This is a genomic window from Idiomarina sp. UBA4520, from assembly GCF_002388365.1.
Classification (GTDB): Bacteria; Pseudomonadota; Gammaproteobacteria; order Enterobacterales; family Alteromonadaceae; genus Idiomarina; species Idiomarina zobellii.
This window is the reverse complement of the sequence record NZ_DGMK01000009.1, coordinates 1-26,793: the sequence shown is the minus strand read 5'-3', so window position 1 is coordinate 26,793 and position 26,793 is coordinate 1. Positions and strand designations below refer to the sequence as shown.

Annotated in this window: 24 protein-coding genes; 22 read left to right on the top strand and 2 right to left on the bottom strand. The window is 42.8% G+C overall.

The genetic code is table 11. The annotated features are described in order from the left end of the window. Window positions 1-139 precede the first annotated feature (139 nt). The 12 genes from B3850_RS03035 to B3850_RS02980 all read left to right on the top strand — a co-directional run bounded on the left by B3850_RS03035 (window position 140) and on the right by B3850_RS02980 (window position 11,188). Complete coding sequence (locus tag B3850_RS03035) at window positions 140-526, top strand: ATP synthase subunit I (protein WP_286875449.1); 387 nt, start codon at window positions 140-142, stop codon at window positions 524-526. 12 nt (window positions 527-538) lie between these two features. Further along, entirely contained in the window at window positions 539-1,336 is a 798-nt protein-coding gene (gene atpB, locus B3850_RS03030) for a F0F1 ATP synthase subunit A (RefSeq protein WP_053954487.1), read from the top strand. A gap of 74 nt (window positions 1,337-1,410) precedes the next feature. Then, a complete protein-coding gene (gene atpE, locus B3850_RS03025) occupies window positions 1,411-1,665 on the top strand; it encodes a F0F1 ATP synthase subunit C (RefSeq protein WP_053954488.1) in 255 nt (84 codons plus the stop codon). Between the two features lie 37 nt (window positions 1,666-1,702). Then, window positions 1,703-2,173 (top strand): F0F1 ATP synthase subunit B, encoded by a 471-nt coding sequence (gene atpF / locus B3850_RS03020; RefSeq protein ID WP_053954489.1) that lies wholly within the window; start codon window positions 1,703-1,705, stop codon window positions 2,171-2,173. An 18-nt stretch (window positions 2,174-2,191) separates the two neighbouring features. After that, complete coding sequence (gene atpH, locus B3850_RS03015; protein ID WP_053954490.1) at window positions 2,192-2,725, top strand: F0F1 ATP synthase subunit delta; 534 nt, start codon at window positions 2,192-2,194, stop codon at window positions 2,723-2,725. 14 nt (window positions 2,726-2,739) lie between these two features. After that, complete coding sequence (gene atpA / locus B3850_RS03010) at window positions 2,740-4,281, top strand: F0F1 ATP synthase subunit alpha (protein ID WP_053954491.1); 1,542 nt, start codon at window positions 2,740-2,742, stop codon at window positions 4,279-4,281. A gap of 57 nt (window positions 4,282-4,338) precedes the next feature. After that, window positions 4,339-5,202, top strand: a complete 864-nt coding sequence (atpG, locus tag B3850_RS03005) for a F0F1 ATP synthase subunit gamma (RefSeq protein ID WP_053954492.1) — start codon at window positions 4,339-4,341, stop codon at window positions 5,200-5,202. Window positions 5,203-5,244: 42 nt separating this feature from the next. Next, complete coding sequence (atpD, locus tag B3850_RS03000; protein WP_058576458.1) at window positions 5,245-6,630, top strand: F0F1 ATP synthase subunit beta; 1,386 nt, start codon at window positions 5,245-5,247, stop codon at window positions 6,628-6,630. A 17-nt stretch (window positions 6,631-6,647) separates the two neighbouring features. Beyond that, on the top strand, window positions 6,648-7,064 hold the full coding sequence (locus tag B3850_RS02995) for a F0F1 ATP synthase subunit epsilon (RefSeq protein ID WP_053954494.1): 417 nt from the start codon (window positions 6,648-6,650) through the stop codon (window positions 7,062-7,064). A 102-nt stretch (window positions 7,065-7,166) separates the two neighbouring features. Further along, window positions 7,167-8,534: a bifunctional UDP-N-acetylglucosamine diphosphorylase/glucosamine-1-phosphate N-acetyltransferase GlmU gene (gene glmU, locus B3850_RS02990; protein WP_286911371.1), complete on the top strand. Its 1,368-nt coding sequence runs from the start codon at window positions 7,167-7,169 to the stop codon at window positions 8,532-8,534. A gap of 3 nt (window positions 8,535-8,537) precedes the next feature. Next, window positions 8,538-10,370 carry a glutamine--fructose-6-phosphate transaminase (isomerizing) gene (glmS, locus tag B3850_RS02985; protein ID WP_286911370.1) on the top strand — a complete coding sequence of 611 codons (1,833 nt, stop codon included), beginning with the start codon at window positions 8,538-8,540 and terminating at the stop codon, window positions 10,368-10,370. Between the two features lie 395 nt (window positions 10,371-10,765). Continuing rightward, window positions 10,766-11,188 (top strand): helix-turn-helix domain-containing protein, encoded by a 423-nt coding sequence (locus B3850_RS02980; RefSeq protein ID WP_011235838.1) that lies wholly within the window; start codon window positions 10,766-10,768, stop codon window positions 11,186-11,188. A 56-nt stretch (window positions 11,189-11,244) separates the two neighbouring features. Here B3850_RS02980 and B3850_RS02975 read toward each other — a convergent pair whose 3' ends face one another. Beyond that, on the bottom strand, window positions 11,245-11,772 hold the full coding sequence (locus tag B3850_RS02975; protein ID WP_011235837.1) for a hypothetical protein: 528 nt from the start codon (window positions 11,770-11,772) through the stop codon (window positions 11,245-11,247). A 334-nt stretch (window positions 11,773-12,106) separates the two neighbouring features. On the opposite strand from B3850_RS02975, the gene B3850_RS02970 reads away from it, so the two are divergent. The 10 genes from B3850_RS02970 to B3850_RS02925 all read left to right on the top strand — a co-directional run bounded on the left by B3850_RS02970 (window position 12,107) and on the right by B3850_RS02925 (window position 25,760). Then, window positions 12,107-12,934: a heteromeric transposase endonuclease subunit TnsA gene (locus tag B3850_RS02970; protein WP_011235836.1), complete on the top strand. Its 828-nt coding sequence runs from the start codon at window positions 12,107-12,109 to the stop codon at window positions 12,932-12,934. Continuing rightward, window positions 12,918-14,996, top strand: a complete 2,079-nt coding sequence (locus B3850_RS02965) for a Mu transposase C-terminal domain-containing protein (protein WP_011235835.1) — start codon at window positions 12,918-12,920, stop codon at window positions 14,994-14,996. The genes B3850_RS02970 and B3850_RS02965 overlap by 17 nt, the downstream gene beginning before the upstream one ends. Continuing rightward, on the top strand, window positions 14,996-16,663 hold the full coding sequence (locus B3850_RS02960) for an AAA family ATPase (RefSeq protein ID WP_011235834.1): 1,668 nt from the start codon (window positions 14,996-14,998) through the stop codon (window positions 16,661-16,663). The genes B3850_RS02965 and B3850_RS02960 overlap by 1 nt, the downstream gene beginning before the upstream one ends. Further along, complete coding sequence (locus B3850_RS02955; RefSeq protein WP_011235833.1) at window positions 16,664-18,172, top strand: TnsD family Tn7-like transposition protein; 1,509 nt, start codon at window positions 16,664-16,666, stop codon at window positions 18,170-18,172. It begins immediately after the preceding gene. 3 nt (window positions 18,173-18,175) lie between these two features. Beyond that, window positions 18,176-19,774: a Tn7-like element transposition protein TnsE gene (locus tag B3850_RS02950; protein ID WP_016341414.1), complete on the top strand. Its 1,599-nt coding sequence runs from the start codon at window positions 18,176-18,178 to the stop codon at window positions 19,772-19,774. A 162-nt stretch (window positions 19,775-19,936) separates the two neighbouring features. Then, complete coding sequence (locus B3850_RS02945; protein WP_011235831.1) at window positions 19,937-21,274, top strand: class I SAM-dependent methyltransferase; 1,338 nt, start codon at window positions 19,937-19,939, stop codon at window positions 21,272-21,274. Continuing rightward, window positions 21,275-23,512 (top strand): ATP-binding protein, encoded by a 2,238-nt coding sequence (locus B3850_RS02940; RefSeq protein WP_011235830.1) that lies wholly within the window; start codon window positions 21,275-21,277, stop codon window positions 23,510-23,512. It begins immediately after the preceding gene. A 6-nt stretch (window positions 23,513-23,518) separates the two neighbouring features. Next, a complete protein-coding gene (locus B3850_RS02935) occupies window positions 23,519-24,685 on the top strand; it encodes a hypothetical protein (protein WP_011235829.1) in 1,167 nt (388 codons plus the stop codon). A 98-nt stretch (window positions 24,686-24,783) separates the two neighbouring features. Further along, window positions 24,784-25,422 (top strand): hypothetical protein, encoded by a 639-nt coding sequence (locus tag B3850_RS02930; protein WP_231378600.1) that lies wholly within the window; start codon window positions 24,784-24,786, stop codon window positions 25,420-25,422. Window positions 25,423-25,463: 41 nt separating this feature from the next. After that, window positions 25,464-25,760 carry a hypothetical protein gene (locus B3850_RS02925; RefSeq protein WP_011235827.1) on the top strand — a complete coding sequence of 99 codons (297 nt, stop codon included), beginning with the start codon at window positions 25,464-25,466 and terminating at the stop codon, window positions 25,758-25,760. Between the two features lie 308 nt (window positions 25,761-26,068). Here the strand turns inward: B3850_RS02925 and B3850_RS02920 are convergent, their stop codons facing one another. Continuing rightward, window positions 26,069-26,380: a hypothetical protein gene (locus B3850_RS02920; protein ID WP_016341413.1), complete on the bottom strand. Its 312-nt coding sequence runs from the start codon at window positions 26,378-26,380 to the stop codon at window positions 26,069-26,071. Window positions 26,381-26,793 lie beyond the last annotated feature (413 nt).

The window sequence follows — 26,793 nt, the reverse complement described above, 5'->3', positions numbered from 1 at the left end:
TTTTGTTAAATGGCATAGAAAACAACGCCTACAGCCAAATTTGTTTGCAATTTCGGGGTAGATCTTTATACTAGCGCCAGTTTCATTACAGCTGTTTAAAAGCTGTGCAACAAGAGCCGCCAGTTAAAAGGTTTTCATCGTGACACAGGCATTAAATGCGGTAGGCAAACAACTGGCAGGAAAAATCGTTGCAACACAATTTGTGGTGTTGCTGGTTGCATCATTAGTCACGATAACAAATTTTAGCTTACAGTCGGGTCTTGGTGTTTTATCTGGCGGATTGTCAGCAGTAATACCCAACGCTCTATTTGCAGCCATTGCGTTTCGCCATGCAGGGGCAAGAGCGAATAAAAAAGTCGTCCAGAGTTTTTTTGTGGGTGAAGGCGTAAAGTTAATTTTAACGGCAGTGCTACTCGTATTAGCGTTGCTGGTAACAAATTTTAATCCTGTGTGGTTACTAGTGGGCTTTGTTTTAACCGTCATCATGCAGTGGATTGCACCAATTTTGTATTTAAAATCAACGTAACTGGGAAACAACATGATAAGTGGAGAGCAAACTCCGACTCAGTATATCCAGCACCACCTTCAAAACTGGACGGTGGGTGACGGTTTCTGGGCGGTTAATGTCGATACTATCTTCTGGTCTGTGTTACTGGGTGTGCTGTTTCTGTGGAGTTTCCGCAGAGTAGCGAAAAAATCCTCTGCGGGGGTACCTGGTAAGTGGCAATGCTTTGTCGAAATGATTGTCGAGTTTGTCGACAACAGCGTCAAAGAATCCTTTCACGGTAAAGATAAATTGATTGCGCCTTTGGCCTTAACCATCTTCGTCTGGATATTCCTGATGAACCTGATGGATTTAATTCCGGTCGACTGGTTACCAACAGCAGCCATGTATGGCGGTTATTGGTTAGGCTTTGTGGACGATCCGCACGATGTGTACATGAAAGTGGTACCAACCACAGACTTGAACACAACTTTTGCCCTGAGTTTAAGCGTCTTTGCGCTAATCATTATCTACTCAATTAAGTACAAAGGTGTGAAAGGCTTTGCCAAAGAAATGACGTTCACACCATTTAACCACTGGGCGTTAATCCCGGTAAACTTTGTACTGGAAAGTATCACGTTATTGGCAAAACCAGCGTCACTGGCGCTACGTTTGTTCGGTAACCTTTATGCGGGTGAGTTAATCTTCATTCTTATTGCAATGATTGGTTTTTGGCAGCTACCAGCGCACTTTGCCTGGGCGGTATTCCACATTCTGGTCATTACATTGCAAGCGTTTATTTTCATGATGCTGACCATTGTTTACTTAAGCATGGCATCATCTGAACACTAAGTTTTAATACGTTTTAACCAAAAAGTTTTTGTTTTACTTTTTAACTTTAATCTACTGAAAAACTGGAGAAATCAATGGAAACTGTAGTTGCTTTTACTGCTATCGCTGTATCAATCATGATCGGTCTTGCTGCACTAGGTACAGCACTTGGCTTCGGTATGCTGGGTGGTAAATTCCTGGAAGCTGCTGCTCGTCAACCTGAACTAGCGCCTCAGCTGCAAGTTAAAATGTTCATCGTAGCGGGTCTTATCGATGCTATCGCGATGATCGGTGTTGCGGTTGCATTGCTATTCACTTTCGCAAACCCGTTCTTAACTCAGTTAGGCTAAGCGCGATTCGACGGTCACCAGATAAAGGAGGTCCGTTGTGGATATCAACGCAACTCTAATTGGACAAACGATCGCGTTCATAGTGTTCGTGTGGTTCTGCATGAAATTCGTGTGGCCACCGATCATCAATGCTATCGAAGAGCGTCAGAAGAAAATTGCTGACGGTCTAAATGCGGGCGAACGCGCTCAAAAAGATTTAGAAAAAGCCCAGGAAGAAATTGCTGAGCAGCTAAAAGAAGCGAAACAGCAGGCAGCTGAAATCGTTGAACAGGCGAAAAAGCGTGGCGCTAAAATCGTTGAGGAAGAAACTCAACGTGGTCACGAAGAACGTGAAAAAATCGTTGCGTCTGGTCACGAAGAAGTGACTGCTGAGCGTAATCGCGCTCGCGAAGAGCTGCGTAAGCAAGTTGCTGTTCTTGCAGTAACTGGGGCTCAGAAAATCATCGAGCGTGAAATTGATAAAGACGCTCACAGTGACATTGTTGAAAAACTGGTCGCTGAACTTTAATAAAGGGGTTTAGAGCTTATGTCAGAATTGACTACGGTCGCTCGCCCCTACGCTAAAGCAGCTTTTGATTTTGCTTTGGAACAAGGAGCGCTTGATAAATGGGACGAAATGCTCTCTTTTGCTGCCTCGGTAGCACAAGATGACATTATCGCGTCTTTCTTGAGCAGCTCTGCGACTGTTGGGAAAACAACGGAAGTATTTTTAGGTGTTTGCGGCGATGAAATCGACGAAAACGTTAAAAACTTCCTGAAGGTTATGGCGGAAAACGAACGTTTACCGGCACTTCCGGCGGTTAGTGAGCTTTATCAGGCGTTTCGTGCAGAATATGACAAAGAAGTCACTGTCGATGTCAAATCAGCCACTCGTTTGCTCAAAGCGCAGCAAACAGAGTTAAGCAAAGCACTGGAAAAACGTCTGCAACGCAAAATTAAGCTGAACTGCAGTGTTGATAAGTCCATCATTGGTGGACTGGTAATTGAAGCAGGTGACACCGTTATCGATGGCACCTTGCGTGGCAAGCTCGATAGACTTGCCACCGCACTGCAATCCTAATTGGGGACTTGAGCATGCAATTGAATTCAAATGAAATCGCAGAACTGATCAAACAGCGAATTGAGAAGTTCGAAGTCACCAGCGAAGCTCGCAACGAAGGTACCATCATGTCTGTTCAAGACGGTATTATTCGTGTTCACGGACTTGCAGACTGTCTGCAAGGTGAAATGATTGAGCTACCTGGTAATCGTTACGCTATCGCATTGAACCTTGAACGTGATTCGGTTGGTGCGGTTGTTATGGGCCCGTATGCAGATTTGCAAGAAGGCACCAAAGTAAAATCTACCGGTCGTATCCTGGAAGTTCCGGTTGGCGATAAACTGCTAGGTCGTGTGGTTAACACGCTAGGCCAGCCTATCGATGGTAAAGGCCCTATCGAAGCAGACGGCTATGAGCCGGTTGAGAAAATCGCACCGGGTGTTATCGAACGTCAATCTGTTGATCAGCCAGTGCAAACTGGTTACAAATCAATTGACTCGATGATTCCAGTTGGTCGTGGTCAGCGTGAGCTTATCATCGGTGACCGCCAAACCGGTAAAACTGCATTAGCCGTTGACGCTATCATTAACCAGAAAAATTCTGGTATTAAGTGTGTTTACGTTGCTATCGGTCAGAAAAACTCCACTATTTCTGCAGTTGTTCGTAAGTTGGAAGAGCACGGCGCAATGGAAAACACCATTGTAGTTGCGGCTTCTGCTTCTGAATCAGCAGCACTGCAATACTTGGCAGCCTACTCAGGTTGTACAATGGGTGAGTTCTTCCGTGATCGCGGCGAAGACGCTCTTATCGTATACGATGATCTGTCTAAGCAAGCTGTTGCTTATCGTCAGATTTCATTGTTGCTGCGTCGTCCACCAGGTCGTGAAGCATTCCCGGGTGATGTTTTCTATCTTCACTCTCGTTTGCTTGAGCGTGCTGCGCGTGTAAACGCCGACTACGTTGAAAAACACACCGATGGTAAAGTGAAAGGTCAAACCGGTTCATTGACTGCGTTACCTATCATTGAAACCCAAGCGGGTGACGTTTCTGCGTTCGTACCAACTAACGTAATCTCAATCACCGATGGTCAGATTTTCTTAGAAACTGACTTATTTAACTCAGGTATTCGTCCTGCAGTTAACGCGGGTGTTTCAGTTTCTCGTGTAGGTGGTTCAGCACAGACCAAAATCATCAAGAAACTGGGCGGCGGTATCCGTCTTGCTCTTGCTCAGTACCGTGAATTGGCGGCTTTCGCTCAGTTCGCATCTGACCTTGATGAGTCTACTCGCGAGCAGTTGGAGCACGGTCAACGTGTTACCGAACTGATGAAACAGAAACAGTACAAGCCAATGAGCGTTGCTCAAATGGCTGTATCAATTTACGCCGTTGAAAAAGGCTTCCTGAAAGACGTTGCTGTCGACAAAATCATGGATTTTGAAGAGTCTCTGCAATCTTTCATGGCGAGTGAATACGCCGACCTAATGGCTGAGATTGATAAAACTGGCAACTATAACGACGACATCGACGCCCAGTTGAAAGCGGCGCTTGAGAAATTCAAGCAAACGCAATCGTGGTAATCGAACGTGGCCGCCCTATTCGCGGCCATTTGTCGTTGAGTTAACAGGAGAATCGTCATGGCCAGCGGTAAAGAGATAAAAACTCAGATCTCGAGTATCGGTAATACTCAGAAGATCACCAGCGCTATGGAAATGGTGGCTGCGTCTAAGATGAAAAAGGCGCAGGAACGTATGGAAGCAAGTCGCCCATACGCTGAAACCATTCGCAAGGTGATTGGTCATGTGGCACGCGGTAATCTGGAATATCGTCATCCATTTATGGAAGAACGCCAGGTAAAACGCGTGGGTTATATTGTGATTTCTACCGACCGTGGTTTGTGTGGCGGCTTGAACGGAAATGAGTTCAAAAAAGTCGTTAAGCACGCAAATGAGTGGAAAGAGCAAGGTGTAGAAGCCGATTTTGCTGCAATAGGCAGTAAAGGAACTGGATTCTTTAAGCGCTTTGGTAAATTGCAGGCGCAAGTATCAGGCATGGGTGAAAAACCTGAGCTGAAAGAAATTACCGGTTCTATCCAAGTCATGTTGGATGCCTACGAAGAAGGCAAAATCGATCGCTTGTACGTTGTATTCAACAAGTTTGTGAATACGATGACCCAAGAGCCGACCATTCATCAATTGTTGCCATTGCCGCAAACAGGTTCGGAAGATGATGTACAAACAGGCAGCTGGGACTACCTGTATGAACCGAATCCTGAAAGTATCTTAGATACGCTTATTCGCCGCTTTGTAGAAATGCAGGTGTACCAAGGCGTCGTAGATAACTTTGCAAGCGAGCAAGCCGCACGGATGATTGCGATGAAAGCCGCAACCGACAACGCCGAAGATCTTATCGATCAGCTGCAATTGCAGTACAACAAGGCGCGTCAGGCAGCAATTACGCAAGAAATTTCGGAAATCGTATCCGGCGCCGAAGCGGTATAACGCGGCAACGGTAAAAAGAATTGAAGAGTTAGAGGAAACGTCATGAGTCAAGGTAAGGTCGTACAAATTATCGGCGCCGTTGTGGATTTAGAATTTCCACAAGACGCTGTACCAAAAGTATACGACGCACTGAAAGTGACCGACGGTGGTTTAGAAGGTCTGATTCTGGAAGTTCAGCAACAGCTGGGCGGCGGAATTGTACGTGCCATCGCAATGGGTACAACTGACGGTTTGCGTCGTGGTATCACCGCTGAGAACACCGGTGAGCCAATCATGGTTCCAGTAGGTAAGAAAACTCTGGGCCGTATTATGGACGTATTGGGTAACCCAATCGATGAAGCGGGTCCTATCGGTGAAGAAGAGCGTATGTCTATTCACCGCGCAGCGCCAACTTATGAAGACCAGTCAAACACTAACGAACTGTTAGAAACTGGTATCAAAGTTATCGACCTGATTTGCCCATTCGCTAAGGGTGGTAAAGTCGGTCTGTTCGGTGGTGCTGGTGTTGGTAAAACCGTTAACATGATGGAGCTTATCCGTAACATCGCTATCGAGCACAGCGGCTACTCAGTATTCGCAGGTGTTGGTGAGCGTACTCGTGAAGGTAACGACTTCTATCACGAGATGAACGATTCAAACGTTCTGGATAAAGTATCACTGGTTTATGGTCAGATGAACGAGCCACCGGGTAACCGTTTACGTGTTGCTCTGACTGGTTTGACTATCGCAGAGAAATTCCGTGACGAAGGTCGCGACGTACTATTCTTCGTCGATAACATCTACCGTTATACACTGGCAGGTACCGAGGTATCAGCACTATTAGGCCGTATGCCTTCAGCGGTTGGTTATCAGCCTACACTTGCTGAAGAAATGGGTGTTCTTCAGGAACGTATCACCTCAACTAAGACGGGTTCAATCACGTCTGTTCAGGCCGTTTACGTACCTGCGGATGACTTAACGGATCCATCTCCTGCAACAACCTTCGCTCACTTGGATGCGACTGTTGTATTGAACCGTGACATTGCGTCATTGGGTATCTACCCTGCGGTTGACCCGTTGGATTCAACGTCACGTCAGTTGGACCCTCAGGTTATCGGTGACGAGCACTACAACACGGCAATGGGTGTTCAGGAAGTGCTTCAGCGTTATAAAGAGCTGAAAGACATCATTGCTATCTTGGGTATGGACGAATTGTCAGAAGAAGACAAGCGTACTGTTGCCCGCGCTCGTAAAATTCAGCGTTTCTTGTCACAGCCGTTCTTCGTAGCCGAAGTATTTACCGGAGCTCCTGGTAAGTATGTATCGCTGAAAGACACGATTGCTGGCTTTAAAGGTATTCTTGAAGGCGAATACGATGATCTGCCAGAACAAGCTTTCTACATGGTAGGTACCATCGAAGAAGCGGTTGAGAAAGCCAAAAACCTGTAACCAATCTGGAGGTTTAAATGGCCACACAGACATTAACTCTGGACGTTGTTAGCGCTGAAGAAAAGCTTTTCTCCGGCGCTGTACAAACGGTTCAGGTTTCTGGTAGCGAAGGTGAGCTGGGTATTTACCCGGGTCACGCACCTCTACTGACAAAAATTAAGCCAGGTATGGTGCGTTATGTCAGTGAAGCAGGTGATGAAGAGCTTATGTATGTCGCTGGCGGTGTTTTAGAAGTTCAACCGGGTCACGTCATTGTACTAGCTGACGTAGCAGTACGTGGTGACGAACTGGACGAACAAGCCGCAGAAGCTGCGAAAAAACGTGCAGAAGAAGCTATTGCCGATTCAGGTGCCGATGTCACCTACGCAGAAGCAATTGCTGAATTGTCACGTGCGCTGGCTCAGCTTGAGGTTATTCGTAAGCTTAGACGCTAAAAGTTTGTATATAACCTGTAAAAGGCCTTGTTGTGAGTACAACAAGGCCTTTTTTGTCGTTACAATGCGGGTTATGAACGTTTTATTAAGGATTCGATGACTATGAAGTTACGCGTTGTGATTCTGGCGGCTGGTAAAGGAACCAGAATGCGCTCAGACTTGCCTAAAGTGCTGCATAAAGTAGCGAATAAGCCAATGGTAGAGCATGTAATAGACACGGCTCGGTCGTTAAAGCCTGAAGCAATAAACCTAATATACGGCCATGGTGGTGAGCAGCTACAGAACACAATTCAGGGAGATGACTTAACCTGGGTTGAGCAACGCGAACAACTGGGCACGGGACACGCAGTTCAGCAAGTCATCCCTTACTTAAAAGATGATGAAAAAGTCGTTATTTTGTACGGTGATGTGCCGCTATTAACCGAATCGACCTTAATTAAGCTTTTAACGGCCACCCAGACGACAGAGTTAGGCCTTCTAACCATGACTCTCGACGACCCTAACGGTTACGGTCGTATCGTCAGAAATACGGATAAACAAGTGACCGGCATTGTCGAGCAAAAAGATGCAAATGCCGAGCAACTCGCTATTCAGGAAGTGAACACCGGCATTATGATTGCCGATGGTGTTGAGCTTAAAGCGTGGCTAGAGAACTTAAGTAACGACAATGCCCAGAAAGAATATTATCTGACTGACATTGTTGCTATGGCCGCTGAACAAGGCGTGACAATTGCTACTGCGCAACCCGATGCGACCTATGAAGTTGAAGGAGCGAATAACCGTCAACAATTAGCGCAGCTGGAGCGTGCGTTTCAACGTCGTCAGGCTGACGAATTAATGACACAGGGCGTTACCCTAATTGACCCGGCTCGTTTTGATTGTCGCGGTAAACTTACTGTCGGTAACGACGTAACTTTTGATATAAACGTGGTTATTGAAGGCGATGTCACTATAGGTAATAACGTGACGGTAGAGCCTAACTGTGTGATTAAAGACGCAATCATTGGCGACAACACGGTGATTCGTGCTAATTCACACATTGAAGGTGCGACGGTAGCGAACAATTGTAAAGTTGGCCCGTTTGCTCGCTTGCGCCCAGGCGCGGAACTTGCTGATGAAGCGCAGGTCGGAAACTTTGTCGAAATGAAGAAAAGTCGCTTAGGTAAAGGCTCCAAAGCAAGCCATTTAACCTATCTGGGCGACGCTCAAGTTGGCGAGTACGCCAATATTGGTGCCGGAACCATTACCTGTAATTACGACGGTGTTAATAAATTCCTGACGGAAATAGGTAACGGTGCGTTTATTGGCTCTAACAGCTCGTTGGTTGCGCCAGTAAAAATAGGTAACAATGCAACCGTTGGGGCCGGCTCGGTAGTGACCCGGGAAGTGGCCGATGAAGAACTTGCGGTAGCGCGTGGAAAACAGCGTAATATCAGTGGCTGGCAACGCCCTCAGAAAAAAGGAAGTTAAGTTATGTGCGGTATAGTAGGTGCAACATCAGAACGCCGTGTCGCCGGTATTTTGTTGGAAGGTCTTAAACGTCTTGAATACAGAGGCTATGACTCGGCAGGCGTTGCTGTCATTGATGCCAATAACGAATTGAAGAGTGTCAGACGAACCGGTAAAGTCCAGGAACTGAAAGATGCGATAGCACAGAATCCACTGGACGGTACTATAGGCATTGCGCACACTCGCTGGGCCACACACGGTGGTGTAACGGAAGCAAACGCCCACCCTCACCGTTCTGAGGATGAAATTGCCGTAGTGCATAACGGCATTATTGAAAATCATGAGCGCCTGCGAGAAGAGCTTAAAGCCGAAGGCTATGTTTTTAACTCGCAGACTGACACCGAAGTAATCGCTCACTTAATTCATCATGAGCGCAAAACCAAGGGCGACTTATTAGATGCGGTTAAGTCAGCTGTTCGTCAGTTAGAAGGCGCTTATGGCACTGTCGTTATGGATACTAAGCATCCTGAGCGCTTGGTCGTTGCGCGCTCAGGCAGCCCATTGGTTATCGGTGTTGGTATTGGTGAAAACTTTGTCGCCTCTGATCAGTTGGCCTTATTACCGGTTACCCGTCAGTTTATTTACCTGGAAGAAGGCGATGTAGCCGACATTAACCGCACAGATATTGCCATTTACGACGCTGAAGGCAATTCAGTAGAACGCGAAGTCGTCGAGTCTGATGTCAGCTATGACGCTGGTGGTAAAGGCCAGTACCGCCATTTCATGTTGAAAGAAATTTATGAACAGCCAATTGCCGTTCGTAATACGCTGGAAGGTCGTTTGTCGGAAACTACCGTACTCGATAATGCTTTTGGCGAAAATGCAGCGGAGATTTTAAAAGACATTGAGCATGTGCAAATTGTTGCTTGTGGCACCAGTTATCATGCCGGTATGGTTGCCCGCTATTGGCTGGAGTCTATGGCGAATGTGTCATGCAGCATTGAAATAGCGTCTGAATTCCGTTATCGCAAGTCGTATGTTCACCCGAACAGCTTATTGGTCACCATTTCTCAAAGTGGTGAAACGGCGGATACGTTGGCGGCACTGCGTTTGTCGAAAGAACTAGGCTATAAAGGCAGCCTCACCATTTGCAACGTAGGCTCTTCGTCTATGGTGCGCGAGTCGGACCTGGCCTTTTTGACGCGCGCCGGTGCTGAAATTGGTGTGGCGTCGACTAAGGCTTTCACAACCCAGCTTACTGGTCTATTAATGCTGACCTTAGGTATTGGTAAATACCGAGGTATGCCAGAGCAACAGCAAGAAGCAGTTGTTCATGCACTGCAAGCCTTACCAACCAAGCTGGAAGAAGCGGTGGCATTAGCCGATGAAATTGAAGAGCTGGCTCAGGACTTTGCGAATAAAGACCATAGCTTATTCTTGGGCCGTGGTAATCAATACCCTATTGCTATGGAAGGCGCGTTAAAACTTAAAGAAATTTCGTACATTCATGCTGAAGCCTATGCGGCGGGTGAATTAAAGCACGGCCCACTGGCACTTATTGACGAAGAAATGCCGGTTATTGTCGTGGCACCAAATAATGACTTACTGGAAAAACTTAAGTCGAACGTGGAAGAAGTACGAGCCCGTGGCGGTTTGATGTACGTTTTTGCCGACAAAAATGCTCACTTCAAGAGTGATGACACAATGAACGTACTGAACGTTTGTCATTGCGACGAAGTGATAGCACCTATTGTTTACACCGTTCCGCTGCAGCTGCTGTCTTACTACGTGGCCTTGATAAAAGGTACGGATGTGGACCAGCCCAGAAACCTGGCTAAGTCAGTTACTGTTGAATAAGGAAGGGCCGAAAGGCCCTTTTTTTGTGGTGGAGTAATAAAGATTCATACCTAGTAATAAAGAATCATACTTAGGAATAAAGTTTGATACTCCGCCACTGCTAATTTTTTCCTTCTTAATACTGCCGCCTTAAATGCTTTCCTGATACTTTCTTTCTCGTAATTTCCAGACTCTCTAGAAAAATTTTCCGTCTTTACAAAAGATTGTATAAAAAGGCAACAAAAAATTTGGCTTTTTTATTCGAGTGGTGATATATTTACACCTGTCAATACTTCCAGAGACTTTTCTCTGGTTTTTTTGTCGCTGGCTAATAGTAAATTTTACTACCTCGCAAGTGCGAGAGTCAGCTTCTGTAAACTCGCTAAATAATAACTGCGTGAAATTGGAGAGTTAGGATGAAAAACGGCACAAGTAAATGTGTGGTAGATAGCGCGGAGATACGAGATCAGGAGAAAAAGGAAAGCCACAGTAATATTGCGAAGTTTGACGTGTCTCGGACGCGTCAAGGTAGCAAAACCGTCCATATTTCTGAGACGGGAATGGATAGTGTCGAGCTTTATAAAACCAACTTTAAGTCACACTTGATGATGTTTATCTATGGTTTAGTAAAAAATATGAAGCAAAAAGATGCTGCAAATGCGTTAGGAATTACTCAAGCGCAAGTGAGCCTTTTGAAGAATCAGCGCGTATCTCAATTTAGTATTGATCGCCTTATTGAAATGGCATTCGCTGGAGGGTTTACGTTTAAGCTATCCCCACATCAGATTGCTAAAGAGAACAGTACTGATAGCACATCTAACCAGTTAGATGTTCTTTAGGTAACAAGTAAAAGCCGCGATGCGGTGAACATCGCGGCTCTATTTCTTACAACGTATTAGGCTAGTACTAAAGCCTCATATAAGCTTTCAACTTTAGACATGACGGACTCAGGTTTACGATTGTGAACCTGGCCGTTGTTGTCTGATACATCAAATGGCCATACACTTAATACGTGGCAAAGCCCTTCACTACTAACGAACGCTGCCACATGGTATTGCGTATCGTGATCATGAAGAATGAACGGGGTATTAATGCTCCCTGTTTGGCCTGCTGCAGTAATAACACTTCCATTTACCGTGCTTGAACGGTCAAGACTTGTAAGTAAGTCTATGTCGTAAGAAAGGTAATTTTCAGGATAGTGTTGTAAGCCGATAAGTTTTGCTGTAATGTCATTTTTAGCCGTTGGTAATACTTTTTGCCAACTACTATTGACATGCTTATCTCGAACGAATACAATCCGCGGCGTTTCTAGGTGAGTATCTAGTTCTTTAGGAATATTGCTACCAACAATATTTTTATCCTGAGATTTGTAGACGCGGAAAGCTTGACGCGAGTTTTCGTTAGTACTGTCGTTTTCAGACATATTTACCTCCTTATAATAGGTATGTCGTTATTGAGAAGAGTTTTAAGAAAAACATTTTTTCTTCCTTCTATTAGTAATAGTTCAAAGCTGTTACTAAAATTACGTAAAAGCCTACCTTGATCGGAAAAAACCAATCAGAGCCACACTACTGTATAAACATCCAGAAGTCAATGTTTTATTTTGATTTTCGAATAAATACACATCCGTTTTTTCATGTTCATAAACTTAATAAAGCTATTTTTGTGTAGCGATTTGATAGCAGGTTAAAACGTAAAGTTGCATACCATTAACTCACTGACTAGTATGACTTAATGTCTAAGTCAGGGGGTTCGTAATGGCAACGAAGAAGAACCTAATTTCCGAAGCGACTTTCTTAAAATGGATAAAGGAAGGGCGCGGTAGCGGCCAGAATGAAGAATATCGACCTTGGCTGACTGTTCGAGATTTGCCCTCCCTTGGCCGTGTTCATCGAGTATTTGGCCACAAGTCCAGACGAACCCATCACTTACTGTCCGATCTAGAGCTCTCAGTTTTTCTTCTTCTCGAGTGGCTACCCGATGTTACCCAAGTACGTGAACAGTTCCCATTAGACCGAACCCTTACTAAGCAACTTGCTGCCGATGCAGGTATTAAGCATCCAGCACAAAATGGCTTTGACCATTTCATGTCGAGCGACTTTCTAGTCGACTCGTCAAATGAAGAAACCCCAAGATTAGTATTTCAGGCCAAGTATGCGAGTGCACTAGATGATGAGCGTACGGTTGAGAAACTTGAATTGGAGCGCAGGTACTGGATGGAGAAAGGTGTGCCTTGGTACCTGATAACCGATCATCAGATACCCAAGGAAGTTAGCAAGAACGTAAACTGGTTATATCCTGCTAGCCGCTCAGAAGAAGATGATGAATTAGCGTCTGAGCAGATAGAGTTTTATCAACATCAGTTCACGCAAAATCCCAATCAAACCATCATTTCACTGTGTAAGAAACTCGATACCAGTTATGGTTTAAATGCTGGCGAGTCGTTGTATGAGATTCGGCGTCTTTTAGCTAAGCGTTACTTTGAATTTGATATTTTTACTCCCATAACGAAGTTAAAGGTTGGCGCTTTGCGTGCCTCTGACTTAAGTTTTATCAAGGAGGCATATCGTGTTTCGAATCAATGAAGTAGTTAAGTTTCACGATGAGCGCTTTCGCATTCTCGAAAGTCTTGATGAACAACTCGTCTGGATAAGTCTGGACGATGAAAAAGCACTGCCCGAGTTAATTCTTATCAGCGAAATTTATAAGACAATTGATGATGACGCTTTTGAGCGTATAGACGACCCGTATAACTACCTTGCATATGAATCGCCGGGCGAGGGAACCGTTGCCCGTGATAAACGGGATAAGAATTTTGCGGTGTTGAGGCCTTTGATTGAACTAACTGACTTTTATAATCCGAAAAGGCGAGGACCAGTAGTTGATAAAATTGTTAGTGAGTTTGGTACGACAAAGCAGACGGTTTACCGACTAGCGCGGAGATATTGGCAACGGGGACAAATACCTAATGCCTTACTGCCTGACTACAAGAATTCTGGTGGCAAGGGCAAAAAGCGTGTCGCCAAAGGAAAAAAATTAGGCCGCCCGCGTAAGTATTTACCAGGCACGGGAGCAATTGTTGATGAACAAACTGAACGGTTATTTCGGATAGCGATTGATAAGTATATTTTAAGCGACAAGAGGCATTCATTTCCCTATGCACATCGTCGCTTAGAAACCATGTATCACAACTACTTTCCGGATGTTGCTGAGGAAAATCTACCAAGCTTATGGCAGCTGCGTCATTTCTATAAACGAGAATATAATCAAACGGAAGCGCTGCAAAAAAGGATATCGAAGAAAGACTACAGCAAAGATATACGACCGTTACACGGAACTGCAGCATCGCAAGCTTTGGGACCCGGCTCTCGTTATGAAATTGATGCGACGATAGCGGATGTTTATCTGGTTTCTGATTCCGACAGGGGCAATATCGTTGGGCGTCCGGTTGTTTACATGGTTATCGATGTATTCAGTCGAATGGTGGCTGGATTTTATATCGGTTTTGAAAACCCCTCATACGCCGCTGCGCTTCAGGCATTGCACGTAGCGATAAGCAGTAAGTCAGACTATTGTCGCGAGCTTGGTTTTGATATCACGGACGATGAGTGGCCATGTATTGGTTTGCCTGATGCCCTCCTGGCCGATAGAGGGGAATTACTTGGTCATCAGATTGAAAATTTAGAGAGTAGTTTTTCTATGCGAATAGAAAATACTCCACCGTATCGAGGCGAAGCCAAAGGTATTGTCGAAAGGCATTTTAAAACAATGCACGAATCTTTTGGTCCGTTTGTGCCTGGTTATGTAACCGGTAATTTGGTGAAAAAGCGTGGAGGCTCAGATTACCGTCTTGATGCCAAGCTAACGATTACAGACTTCACTCAAATTGTTTTGTCGTCAGTGCTGCAACACAATCAATTTGCGGTACTTGATAAATACGATCGGGAAGTTGATATGCCAACGGACTTACCGAGTACTCCCATTCACCTTTGGAACTGGGGTATTCAAAATCGTACTGGGCGTCTCCGCCAGACTGATAGTGATGCACTTAAAATTGCACTGCTTCCCAGGAGTGAGGTAACGCTTTCAGAGCGCGGTGTGGGGTTATTTGGCTTGTATTATACTGCTTCAGAGATCGTCCGGTTAGGTTGGACGCATCGGGGTCGTGATGTGAAACGACCTAAAAAGATGATGGCGGCATATGATCCGTTGAGTGCAGACAGTATTTATCTCTTTTATGAAAAAGGAAGCAACAAGTACTGGAAGTGCAGCCTGACTGAAATTTCTCGTCAATACCGAGGCTCATCATTTTGGGATGTTTGGCAACTTCAAGAAGAGCAGAAGAAAGTTGCTGCAAAAGCAAAGTTAGCAGCTAAAGAAAGCCGTCGAGAACATGAAGAATTTGTGCTTGATAAGATTTCTCAGACTGTATCTGATTCCCCCGCTCGCTCTGATCGGCCAAAAGCGGAGCGAATAAGAGCTATCAATGACAACCGGTCTAGTGAAAAAAGATTAGAGCGTAAAAGCAAAGCACCTAAAAATGCTCAGTCGGGTAATAAATCAGCTGATGTTATCCCTCTTAAGGAAAGCAGCCCTGACCTTGATTATCCGGATTATATTGATGAACTCTTTGAGGATGACGATTAATGCCGCTACCCAATAATTACGTTTCAGCGGTTTACAGGCCTCTTAAACCTGAGCGCTATCAGGGCAACCCGCTGATTGAAGCTCTGCCTCCGATAATGGATCGCAAAACACTTCGAAATAGCCTCACCGGAAAAGTCCGGTTCGACCAAGAAAATCGATTTGCAGAGCCTCAAGAAAGAGCCCATAACATAGCGTCTTTGCTAGATGATTTCTTTCAACCTCTATCAATGCATTTACAGTTAGAGGAGAAGTTGTCAATCATGATTCGGGCGGGTTACGTTGGTCGTAACCCTGCAGATGGCTCCCTTAACAAAAAAATGCAGGAGGGATATCAGCGCATAATGGAGGGGGCGACGAGTGACTTTCGTTTTTCACAGTCGAATTCAACGGCTAAATGTTTGTCCCTGATAGGCTGTTCAGGGTCAGGGAAAAGCACCACAGTTAACCGTATACTCGCTACTTATCCTGAGGTGATTTTCCATCCGGACTATAATTTTATTCAACTCCCCTACCTGCGCATTGAATGCCCGAGTGATGGTTCTCTTAAAAGCTTATGTTTGAACTTTTTCCGTGAAGTCGACCGGACGCTTCAGACAGGCTATGAGAAAAAGTATGTTCGAAAACGTCATGGGCCTGAAGTTCTCCTGGCTTTGATGGGGCAAGTAGCTACTCAAAAAGCGATTGGTGTTCTTGTTATCGATGAAATTCAAAGACTAGGGTTGAAAGGTACTTTAAGTAAAGAAGCTATGCTTGAGTTCTTTGTTGCGTTGGTAAACGTCATCGGTGTTCCGGTTGTATTAGTTGGAACACCAAAAGCCAGGCCGATCTTTGAAATGGAGCTGCAGGCTGGGAGAAGAAGCGCTGGATTTGGTTCATTGTTTTGGGAACCAATGCAACGAGGCACTCGTCGATACCACCCTAAAACGGGAGAGCCAAAGCTGAGCGAATGGGAGGCCTTTACTAATAAACTATGGAAGTACCAGTGGCTAGAGCGACGAGATGAAACGCTCAGTGACGAAGTTCGAGACTGTTGGTATGACCTATCACAAGGCGTTTTAGATATCGTCGTGAAGATTTTTGTATTGGCTCAAATGCGGGCAATAGCGACGGGCCTTGAACGTATTACCGCAGACTTACTTCGAAAAGTTTATGAACAAGAACTTATTCCTGTTCACCCAATGCTTGAAGCCTTGAGACGCAATGATGCTGACTTGATAGTGAAATACTCGGACTTACACTTACCCTCAATAGATAAGCGCTTACTTGAACTCAGAAACCTAATTGCACAGGAGCAGGAAGAGAAGAAAAAAGAGGTGTCGTTTGGCAATAATGAAAAAGCTTTAAGGCTTTATAATATGCTCCAGGCGATGGGCTGCGAATCTGACTTGCTGCCGGCGCTGGTTGAGAAAGTTTTCAGTGAACATTCTGAGCTTGAGCTGCCGGAGTTAACTCGTATCGTTCTCGAGTGGTATAAAACGGAGCAAGAGCCTACGGCAGTGCAAAAGTCCAAACCGAAGGCAAAAACAATAAAGTCAAAAGAATGGCACACCCTTCCATCCGATGATTTACGCTTTAAATACTCACAACGGAAAAGTCAGTTTTATGGTGAGCTTGCAGTAGGCCGTGACATTTTCGATATGGAAGCTAGGTTAAAACAGGTGGGATAGATGCTCGGTTTTCCGCTTCCTTATCCCGATGAGCTTATCTATAGCACGATAGCCCGTTATGGTATCCACAGCGGTTTAACCTCACCTAAAGAGCTCTTACACGAAGTGTTTGGGAAGAACACAATCATTGCTACGTCTGACTTACACGGTCATTTAGAGCAGGTAGCGGAACTATATCCAGGCCAGCTGAACGTTCAACCTGAGAGTTTGCTTTATAAACATACATTGTTTCCTCTGTACGCTCTGTTTATTGGCGAATCACGAAGAACAGAACTGAAAAAGCAGCTTTTAGCCGATAAAGTGCATTCGGTACATGTCATGTCAGGATTCGCCGCATCCCGAATTACTCAACCGTACTACTTACGATATTGCCCTAAATGCATTGAACAGCAATGGAATCAATTTGGCGAATGCTTCTGGCGACGAGACTGGCAAATTGCGGGTATGGATTACTGTCCTATTCATGGGGAGCTAAAGGAAACAGCAGTAAGACGGACTTCTTATAAGCGCCATGTGTATACGGCCGCAGACCTAAACTTATGTTCTTGTAAGCCGCAAAGCAAAACGAATAGGCAGAGCAATGTCTTGAATTCAAGCATTACATCGATTTTGAACCTGCCTGAGCAGTCGGTACCAACAGTTATCCAATGGGGGTTGTTTTATAAAGCTCTTGCTTGTGATTTTGGATTCAATAGAGGCTGCAATATAGAGCATGAAGAAGTCGCTCGGAAAGTCACTAACTATTGGTCAGAAAGCTGGTTGAAAAGTGTTGGCCTGAAACTAATAGACTCTGATACATGCTGGCTAAGAAGCCTATTTAGAAAACATCGTAAAAGCTTCAGTTACCTTGAGCACCTTGTTGTATTACATGCATTTCTCGGAGATACGATTGCGTTAAATGACGTCATTAAAGACGTCAAATCATATGAGCCGGAAAAGTCAGTTACTCACAGCCTTATGCTCCAGGCTGATAAGTTAACAATACTTAAACGGCGCAGAGTTTGGCTTAAAGCGATAAAGAATAAAGGGACGAAAAGGGCTCGCCTTGAAGGTGCCGGAGGAGACTATACTTGGCTGTATCGCCACGATAGAGCTTGGTTATTGTCGCTTAATGCAAAGTTGATGTGTAAAAGGTCAGCACTGTCTACACGAGTGAATTGGAGCTCATTTGATCGCGGCTTGTTAAAGGCTCTGATATCCATTCGTGACTGCTTTGAAATAAAGCTGGAGAGCCCTAGGAGATCAAGAAACTGGTACTTTAACCAGTTGGATCATAAGTCAAAGGTGGAAAAAAACTTATATAAGCTTCCCCTGTGTAAGCTGTTTCTAAGTAGATACACGGAAACGATTGCGGACTATCAGATCCGCCGCATAACACACGTGGCGATTGAGCGGCATAAACAAAGTGAACACCTTAAACGATGGGATGTTTTGCGTAGCGCTGGGCTTAGTGAAGAGCGCTTAACGGAAGAAGCAAGAGAGTTTCTTTCTGAGGTAATGGGGTTGTAAGCGATGGATAGGCTCGGTGGGTTTGAAGATAACACCTGGATAAATGGTATTGGATCAGTGTTCAAACGGACTGATGGAAGCCAATGGGGGATTAATCTAAGTATTTACCCAAGAAAAACGAGAGGCAACGATAGTGTTCTATTGTCTCAAGCCCCAATTCTAGTCAGAAAAAATGTTATTAATCCCACGCGACCATTTCGGAAACAAGGTTCTGAGATAGAGTTCACCGTCGATAACTTACAAAAATGGGAAGTAAGCAATCTAGAAGACTGCCCTGCGAAAGAGCGAGATTTGCCAAAGGAGCGGAAGTCTCGTTGTTTCGTTAAAACCTTACCTGATGGCATGACAGTGTATTTACCGCAGTTTGAATTAGCCAGGGCGTTATTTTTTCATAATGCCTACTTCTCTCGTGCGTGTATGGAGCACGGAATACTGCAGAATGAGTTTTCAGTAGAGCATGATGCGACTAATTCAGAGCATGCCGTCATTACTGTGCTCCCAAATAGCACCTGCCCCGATAACGTATTTTCAGATCCCGGTTACCGGCGTTACTTAGCTTGGCTTCTCTTAGATAACGATGCTCGGCTCTCCTACGAAAGTATCAGTAAGGCGCAGCTAGAGTCTGGCTTTAACCGAGGCTCATACAGGATTTGGAACTTTGAGTTTGAGCCTCCTCCCCTTCAAGGAGTTAATTTAAAAGTTCGCGGAAATTTAGATACAGAAACTAATACCTTGTTGGTTTATGAAATCACTGAATTAACAGGTATTCCGACAGGTGTGCCTAGTGACGTTGAGTTCTTTAGTCCCAAATTCTATGTGCCTGAGCTGAGTGGTGGAAGGGGTGCCCGTGGTGGAGATTACCGACCGCCTAATCATGAAGTAGATGAGGATCAAGACTCCAGTGGTGAAAATGATCCGGTGCAAATTGATGGAGTCAAAACGAAAGTTGAATTTGCAAAGGCGGTAAATACTCATAAAACGGCAAGAAAAAGGAAAAAGGTTGGTTCCAGCGACAATTCTGACGGAAGCGAAGCATCCAGTCTAGTTAGTACAGAAGAACAATCTCCTATGGGTGAGTTGCCTAGTGCTGAATGGGATGGTTTAGACGAAAATACTGATGATATGCACTTGTACGATAGTAAGTTTGAAAGCTTTTCAAAAATGCTGAACTACTTGGTTACTAATCATAACTGCAGAGTTGAGCGTCTAGCCTTTAGAAAGCTGCCATCTGTTGGTCGATGCAAAATGCACCTAATGCGGGATGACTTAGCGCCAAGGTGTTGGATGTTGGCCAGGGTGACTGTCAGTGGTCACCAATTCTACCTTATGGAGGTTGATACCTCGGATGCTGCAAAGTCATTATCAACAAAGGTGGTTATGGCTTCTTCTGCGAAAGCAGTAGTTGAACACCTATCCGAGATTGAGATAAAGCTACTCAAAAAGTCGTTGAGTTGGCCAAAGGATTATTTTGATAGTGGGTTTGGTAAAGACAATCATTTTTTTATAGTACATCAAGCGTCTGAAAAAGCGGGTTCAATACGGCAAGAAAATGTAAGGAGGTGGGCTAATAATGTTTGCCGCCATTTGTTAGCCAGAGTATGAGTGGTAATGAATAACTAGTGAACAGAAAAGCTATATCGATTAACTTCTCTCTCGTACATTAAGAAAAGCTAATTTCTTCGGGTAAATAGTACCTATGGGGATTGTGGACGTCGACTCAAAAGGTTACATTATATCTATGTAAATACTGGGCAAAGTGCAAAGATGACTGTAAATCCTGAAAGTAACCAATTTATGGATAACTATTTATCAAGGTGTCAAATTGATACGCCAGATAAAATTGTCGAATTTGTTTGGAAATTGGTGAAAGAGTATCGAAGGGATATCCGTTCAGTTTTGGACTTAGGTGCCGGCTCGGGAAATTTTTCGAGATCAGACGTATATGATAGTTATCTCGGGATCGAAGTAGATAGTAAACGGCTTGGCGATTTTCAAAACGAAAATCGCAAAAGGATTTTGAACCAATGTGCTTTTTTTGGTGAGGATTTTGGGGGCGATTTCGATTTGGCTATCGGTAACCCTCCTTATGTTCGACACCACGATTTGTCTCCGAAGTGGAAGCTAGAGTTATCGGGCATACTTGGTCGTGCGCTGGACGAAAAGTTCGATAAGCGAGCTAATGGATTTGTTTATTTTATGTGCCAAGCACTCTTGAGTACTGCAGATGACGGACTTTGTGCTCAAGTAGTTCCGTACGAATGGGTATCACGACCTTCTGCAGCCTTTTTACGTAACGCAATAGAGAAGAAAGGTTGGTCAGTTGACGTGTATCGATTTGAGTCAAATATCTTTACTGATTCAAAGGTTTTAACAACAGCAAGCCTTTCAATAATTGATAAATCTACGAGCTCATGCCGTTGGAGGTTTTTTAAAGTATCGGAAGATTTAAAAATTAAGGAAGCTGAGTCGGTAACAGGGAGTGATGAGAGACTTCTTTCTTATACAAAACGAGATAAAGAAATTTTTGCTCAACGAGGCCTTAGTCCGGGTTCACAGACTGTTTTCTGTCTGACAGAAAAAATAAGAAAGCAGTTTGGCTTGAAAGTGGGATTTGATGTCTTTCCCTGCATTACCCAAATGAAGACTTTGCCGCCTAACATCGACTCTTTAGATGAGAATAATTTTTTTAAATATTACGTTTTGGGCGATCAGAAGTGCTGGCTTGTTTCTCCGTCCTCTTCACCTTCAAAAAATCTTCAACGCTATTTTGATTCAGTTCCTGAGGAGCTTATAGATACCTATACTTGCCGGAAGCAATCGCCGTGGTGGAGATATAGTCCTCATCCATCCCCTTCTATATTGTACAACTCCGGATTTACAAAGTTTGGACCAAGAACTCTTACTAACAGGATTGGTGCCATTGCTATAGGTACAGTACATGGAGTTCATCAAGTCGCTGAGGATGATATTGATAGTTTGATTAATCATTTAAAGGCGGTAGACTTTGAGCGACAGATAGTAAGTCACTCGAATAAGCTAAAAAAGGTAGAGGTGAACCAGATGAATAGCGTGATAGTCGACTGGCTAAAAAGGCAGACTTAAATGAATCGCGATGAAATTCGTTTCAGTGTTGAAAGTGCAATCCTCCGTGAGTTAGGAGAGCAGCTTGTTAGCTCTTCTGAAGTCGCGTTGACCGAATTGATTAAAAATTCATACGATGCTGATGCAACAAGCTGTAATGTTGAGTGGAGTGATAGCCGAATCGTTGTGAAAGACACCGGACATGGAATGAGTCTGGATGACTTTAAGAATAAATGGATGCGAATTGCTACCGGAAATAAAGCAGGCTCACCTACAAGTAAAGTGTTTGGTAGAACAATTACTGGCTCAAAGGGAATTGGAAGGTTTGCGACTAGATTTTTAGGAAAAACTTTACTTTTAATCACGGTCTATGAAAATAAATGTGGTGATAGAAGCAAAATAGTTGCTAGATTTAATTGGGAAAAAGTAGATAGTCAATCCTCGATCGACTCGCTTATTATTAGTTATCGACTTTATAATCGAGTTGAGGATAGTGCGGGAACTACCTTAGTTATAAAAAACCTCAGACACAAATTCGATTACAAAAAAATTAAGCAAATCAAAGATAGCACTTTATCAATGGTATCGCCGATAGATGCACTTTTGTCTGACGCACCTTATGACTTTAAGCTAAAGCATTCCTATAAATCTAAACGTGAAGTTTCATCAGAAGAAAGCGATAAATTCAATTTAAATTTTATAGTTCCTGGCGACAAAACCGAGAAAAGAAAGTCTGAAGTAGATAATATCGCGGACGATGTTCTCAAAAGTTATCTATTTAGATCCTACTTCTATACCAACGGAAATAATCTTTTTATGAAGGTTCTTCATCGTGATAAAGGTTTATGTGATGAAGTAAAAATTCCAATAAAGAATTTAATGGGTTGTGATATATACGGACAAGTGAATTATTTTCCTTCCCGTAAAGGTATGCTCCGAAATGGAACTATTAACGGGAACAAGGCTAGAGCATGGATAAGAAACTCACCAAGTGTAGCTGTATATGATAAAAGCTTTAAGGTACCTCCTTACGGAGAGATTGATGATGACTGGTTAAGTCTAAATGCGGATAGTTCTCGCAGCGAACGGCATTGGCGTTCTCCCTTTATGAAAGAACACTATGAAATGTCGACTGAGCAAAGAACGAGTCCTAAACTCAACCCAATGCTTGCCTTACCTGAAACTCATCAGTTAGTTGGAGGGGTTTTTATTGAGGCTAGCAATGCTCGTATAACTGACGATATTAAATCTCTTTCTCCTAGTACCGATAGGCAAGGCCTAGTAGAAAATGAGGGGTTTCAACAGCTAAATGATATATGCCGATTTTCCATAGAGCTAGTCGCATACCATGATAAAAAATATTCTCTGGATGAAGAGGAAGAAAGAAAAAAAAGAGATTATGAAAGGGCACAAGACGAGATAGACGAGGTAATTGACCTAATCGAAAATACGTCGACATTGAGCCAAGAGGACAAGGAAGCACTAACAAGTAAATACAGCTCTTTGAGAAATGACTATGATAAGCTCATAGATCATGAAAGAAAGACCCGTGAAAATTTTGTAAATATGGGGTTACTCGGAGTGGTTGCGGGTTTTATGACGCATGAATTCAAAAGCACTCTTCATCTTTTAGAGGAAACTCTAGATCGAGTAAAATTTCTCGAAGCTAACTATCCTGAATTATCTGGCCACTCACAAAAGCTTGATGAGTCGTTGTCTGCTTTTTTAGCTTATACCGAGTATACTGAGTCGTTTATTGAGTCGATCAATTTCAGCAATGAGGTCTATTTTAGAGCTTTTCCTCAAATACAGGATGTCGTTAATTCGTTTTCTAAGTTCAGGTTAGAACGCGATATTGATATAGATATGGTAGATGTAGACCGAGATGTGTATGCGCCTAAAATGCCGGTGGCTGTCTATAAAGGAATCATTCACAATTTATATACTAATGCCCTTAAGGCTCTTGTATCTGAATCAAAAGAGAATAAATGCATAAAAATCTCGACTCTGAATCGGAAAAACAGTCACTTTATTCGAGTGAGTGATAATGGTGCAGGTATTCCTCCTGGAACTAGAAGACTCATATGGGACCCACTGTATACGACCACTTCTAACGAAAATAACCCATTAGGTAGTGGAATGGGATTGGGGTTGCCCTTAGTAAAACAAATAATCGAAAAGCTCGGTGGCAGGATAGAGTTGGTCTCGCCTGAGAATGGGTTTGCAACTACCTTTGAAATTGAACTTCCTGTTAAGTAGGTTTTTATGGATAAAATTTTAGTTATTGACGACGATAATAAGAAACGATCCGAAGTAGTAAGTAATTTACGGCGTCAATTACAACAAGATAGTGTAGAAGTTGTCGAAGTCGACGATTCTGTTTGCGAAACTTTGTTGAAGCCATCTGAAAAAGTTGGAGCTAACAATTCAACTGAGAAGCAATTCGAGCGGTACTTAACAGATAACCCTGATATAAAATTAGTTGTAGTCGATCACGATTTGAGCGGCTATAACTCAAAGCTATCAGAGTCTGTAGTGAGCGATGCCTGTAAGCTTGCTGGGGTGCCTCATTGCAGATATTCTCGCGTTATGTCCAAGCAAACTCCGCGTCAAAGAATAAAAGAGCTCGTTCAACGTGCTCATTTATATTCAGCGAAATTAGACCTTAAAGGGACGGGGAACGAGGATATAGAATTAATCCCTGAGGATATTGTACGTATTCATTCAATCTACCTGGGATTTGAAGAACTTAGAGAAAGAATTAATAAGCTAGAAAAGCAAGACTTCGTTAATGAAGATAATACTAGAAAAGATATTGTAGACATAGCCACAGAAATTTTGGATAAAGACGATATGGAACCCATTCTTAGTGGATATGCGAGGTCTTTTAACTTATACGGTGACTATGTTGAGCTTCTTGAAGCTATAGATAATGAAAATTCTGATGAAGATTCCGTTATATTAAAATTTAAAACAGGGTTAGCCTATTTAATAGGATTCTGGCTATATAATTCTGTATTGAAATTTCCTGGTGTCATTTTGAAGTCTGAAGCTGCTGCGTCATATTTGGATCTTAATTACGATGATTTCATAGAAAATAAGCAACAATTTAACTCAGCTTTATACACTGGTCCATTCTCTCAGAAAACAAAATACGAATTTTGGTGGCGATTCGACTTAGATGATATTTTAATTGATGAAGAGGTAGATTCAGGCTATCAACTTCTTCTTAAGAAAGGTATCGAATGCAAGCAATCTGCATGTCTCGAGTGTGGAGAGTCAGCGGGATATTTTTGTTTGGTTAAAGAAGCTCCTGTTTGTAAAAAACACTCTATAGGTGCGTTGGATTGGATGCCTAGAGGTGCTGATTTGAGCCGTATTGCTACAGAAGCGTATGAACTATATCATCCATACTTAGAATCTAAGAATTAGTAACTTACATGTCATTTCAAAAGCTACTTGATAAGAACCATAGTCATTTTACGAATTGTATCTTAACTATGTGTTCTAAGTTAGATATAGGGTCCTTCGTGCATATACCTCCTTGGTCTATTGAAGAGATTGATGATGGTATTTTTAAATGTGATATATGTGATTTAGCTAAATTTGAAAGTGTATCAGACTCGGGCAAGTCAGATCGTAAGAGTAAAATAAATATATATGTAAAAGGCCATATGCACGCAATTAAGAAGGGTAAAGATATTTATTTTACAAAATACAAAACGGATGTACTGTATTGCCGACCTAACAAGCCAAGTGAGAAACTAAATCTTAAAGATCCTATAGGTTTTCATTACGATTTTGATAAGGAAGTTAGTCCGGCACATCCTGTATTTCATGCTCAACAGGACAACTCTGTATTGGTTCATGACATACACGATAAATTGAACGTAAGTCTTGAAAAGAGTAAAAACCGAGGGTTTGGCTCAGTAAGAATTCCAACTAGCCAGTTAGACTTTTATTCTACAATTTTGATGATTATAGCAGACCACTTGGTTGACCACGATGAAGGGATCCATGTTTCTATCTTTAGCGATTTAATTAGCCAATGCCATCAAAAATGGTTCAAGCCAGACTCGGGGACAGAGAGTGATGACTATAGTAAACATTTGTTTATGAGTCATAATTCGGAACTTTGTAGTCATAATTGGTATTGTTTTAAGAAGTAATTTATATCTATTTAGACTTATCATTTTAAAAGGTGTATTTCATGAATACGATTAAGCTTGACAGAGATGAAGGTAAAGTATTCCTTAAAGCTGATTCAGAAGGTCTTTTGATCGTATCTTCAGGCGGCTGGTCCGTTCCGATCGATCCTGAGATTGCTAATAATTATATTAAAAATTATGATCGAAATGATAATCATAAAAATAATATTAATTATGGTTTTTATTCTACGGACTCCGGTGTGACCTTGACACATGGGGGAGCAAAAATAGCTTTTACTAATGCCGAGTTTGACGTAATAGAAAGTTTTATAGAAACTGCAGAAAGAGAACTTTGGTAATAGATTAAACTATAGGTTTAACTCGAATTGATACTTTTTTTGTTCAATAGAAAGCCATATTAGCTAGCCATTAACTATAGTTTTAATTAGTTTGATTATCAAAAAAAGAATATATTCGATAAATAAAATAAAACGATTGACGTCAAAGAAGCCTCTATTACACTAAAAGTAAGAGTTTCAGAAAAATTGACTTTTCAACCAAAATAAAAAATCTGATACTACGGTAACCTCTTTTGACGCAGGGATATGCAATCTGAGGTTTTCAAGATCGTTCTGAGTGCTTAATTGATTTTTATAAATAGTATCTTCTATTTTTTTAAATGCTCCCCCATGGGGTTATGAATAAAGGATGCAATGAAAAGAGAAATCGCCGCTACTGCAATATTGGCGGTTGCAAGAAGCGGTACCGTAAAAAGTCTAGACAATATTGCATCGTCTTTGAGATGTTCTGGCCAATATCTTACAAATACACCTTTATAAGTAGCAAAGTGAACAACAAGTGAAGTGATTAGTGTTAACACGATATAAAAAAGCGCATCGGCCCTTGAGTGAAGATAGCGGATTAGCCAAGCGATAGAGCCATGGAAGAATAGAGCGGCAGGGCAAGATAAGCTTTTCATTCATAACCTCTTAAGACATGGTCTCTCAGCCTCAAGCTATACTGATATAAAGCATCGTATTATCAAGCCTTTTAGTCTGTGATTGTAGAGGCCAGTAGGTATGACACTTTATTCTTAAATTTTAGTCAAGAGAAAAGGCTAATCGATTTATTAGTATGATTGTTTATTATTCAGGTCTGCGAATGTGATTCAATAAATCAATAACTTAGCCGAGTATAGTATGGAGCTTTATTACCACACCACATTTTTTTGTGGCGTAGTAATAAAGTTTAATACCTAGTAATAAAGAACCAAAGTTAGCTTATCTTGATAAAGATAGAAACTCGGTTATGCTGAAATAAAGCATATCGAGTTGATGAAATGGCAAAATAAAAATACTCGCTGAGCAAGGTGCATGTTTCGGATGAATCCGA

Bases quoted from the DNA above. Each gene is read 5' to 3' on its own strand.
- B3850_RS02925 (WP_011235827.1), top strand. From the start codon at position 25,464: ATGAATACGATTAAGCTTGACAGAGATGAAGGTAAAGTATTCCTTAAA.
- B3850_RS02995 (WP_053954494.1), top strand. From the start codon at position 6,648: ATGGCCACACAGACATTAACTCTGGACGTTGTTAGCGCTGAAGAAAAG.
- atpH (WP_053954490.1), top strand. From the start codon at position 2,192: ATGTCAGAATTGACTACGGTCGCTCGCCCCTACGCTAAAGCAGCTTTT.
- B3850_RS02980 (WP_011235838.1), top strand. From the start codon at position 10,766: ATGAAAAACGGCACAAGTAAATGTGTGGTAGATAGCGCGGAGATACGA.
- glmS (WP_286911370.1), top strand. From the start codon at position 8,538: ATGTGCGGTATAGTAGGTGCAACATCAGAACGCCGTGTCGCCGGTATT.
- atpB (WP_053954487.1), top strand. From the start codon at position 539: ATGATAAGTGGAGAGCAAACTCCGACTCAGTATATCCAGCACCACCTT.
- B3850_RS02960 (WP_011235834.1), top strand. From the start codon at position 14,996: ATGCCGCTACCCAATAATTACGTTTCAGCGGTTTACAGGCCTCTTAAA.
- B3850_RS02940 (WP_011235830.1), top strand. From the start codon at position 21,275: ATGAATCGCGATGAAATTCGTTTCAGTGTTGAAAGTGCAATCCTCCGT.
- B3850_RS02935 (WP_011235829.1), top strand. From the start codon at position 23,519: ATGGATAAAATTTTAGTTATTGACGACGATAATAAGAAACGATCCGAA.
- B3850_RS02970 (WP_011235836.1), top strand. From the start codon at position 12,107: ATGGCAACGAAGAAGAACCTAATTTCCGAAGCGACTTTCTTAAAATGG.
- atpA (WP_053954491.1), top strand. From the start codon at position 2,740: ATGCAATTGAATTCAAATGAAATCGCAGAACTGATCAAACAGCGAATT.
- B3850_RS02955 (WP_011235833.1), top strand. From the start codon at position 16,664: ATGCTCGGTTTTCCGCTTCCTTATCCCGATGAGCTTATCTATAGCACG.
- B3850_RS02920 (WP_016341413.1), bottom strand. From the start codon at position 26,380: ATGAAAAGCTTATCTTGCCCTGCCGCTCTATTCTTCCATGGCTCTATC.
- B3850_RS02950 (WP_016341414.1), top strand. From the start codon at position 18,176: ATGGATAGGCTCGGTGGGTTTGAAGATAACACCTGGATAAATGGTATT.
- atpG (WP_053954492.1), top strand. From the start codon at position 4,339: ATGGCCAGCGGTAAAGAGATAAAAACTCAGATCTCGAGTATCGGTAAT.
- atpE (WP_053954488.1), top strand. From the start codon at position 1,411: ATGGAAACTGTAGTTGCTTTTACTGCTATCGCTGTATCAATCATGATC.
- B3850_RS02975 (WP_011235837.1), bottom strand. From the start codon at position 11,772: ATGTCTGAAAACGACAGTACTAACGAAAACTCGCGTCAAGCTTTCCGC.
- atpD (WP_058576458.1), top strand. From the start codon at position 5,245: ATGAGTCAAGGTAAGGTCGTACAAATTATCGGCGCCGTTGTGGATTTA.
- glmU (WP_286911371.1), top strand. From the start codon at position 7,167: ATGAAGTTACGCGTTGTGATTCTGGCGGCTGGTAAAGGAACCAGAATG.
- B3850_RS02945 (WP_011235831.1), top strand. From the start codon at position 19,937: ATGACTGTAAATCCTGAAAGTAACCAATTTATGGATAACTATTTATCA.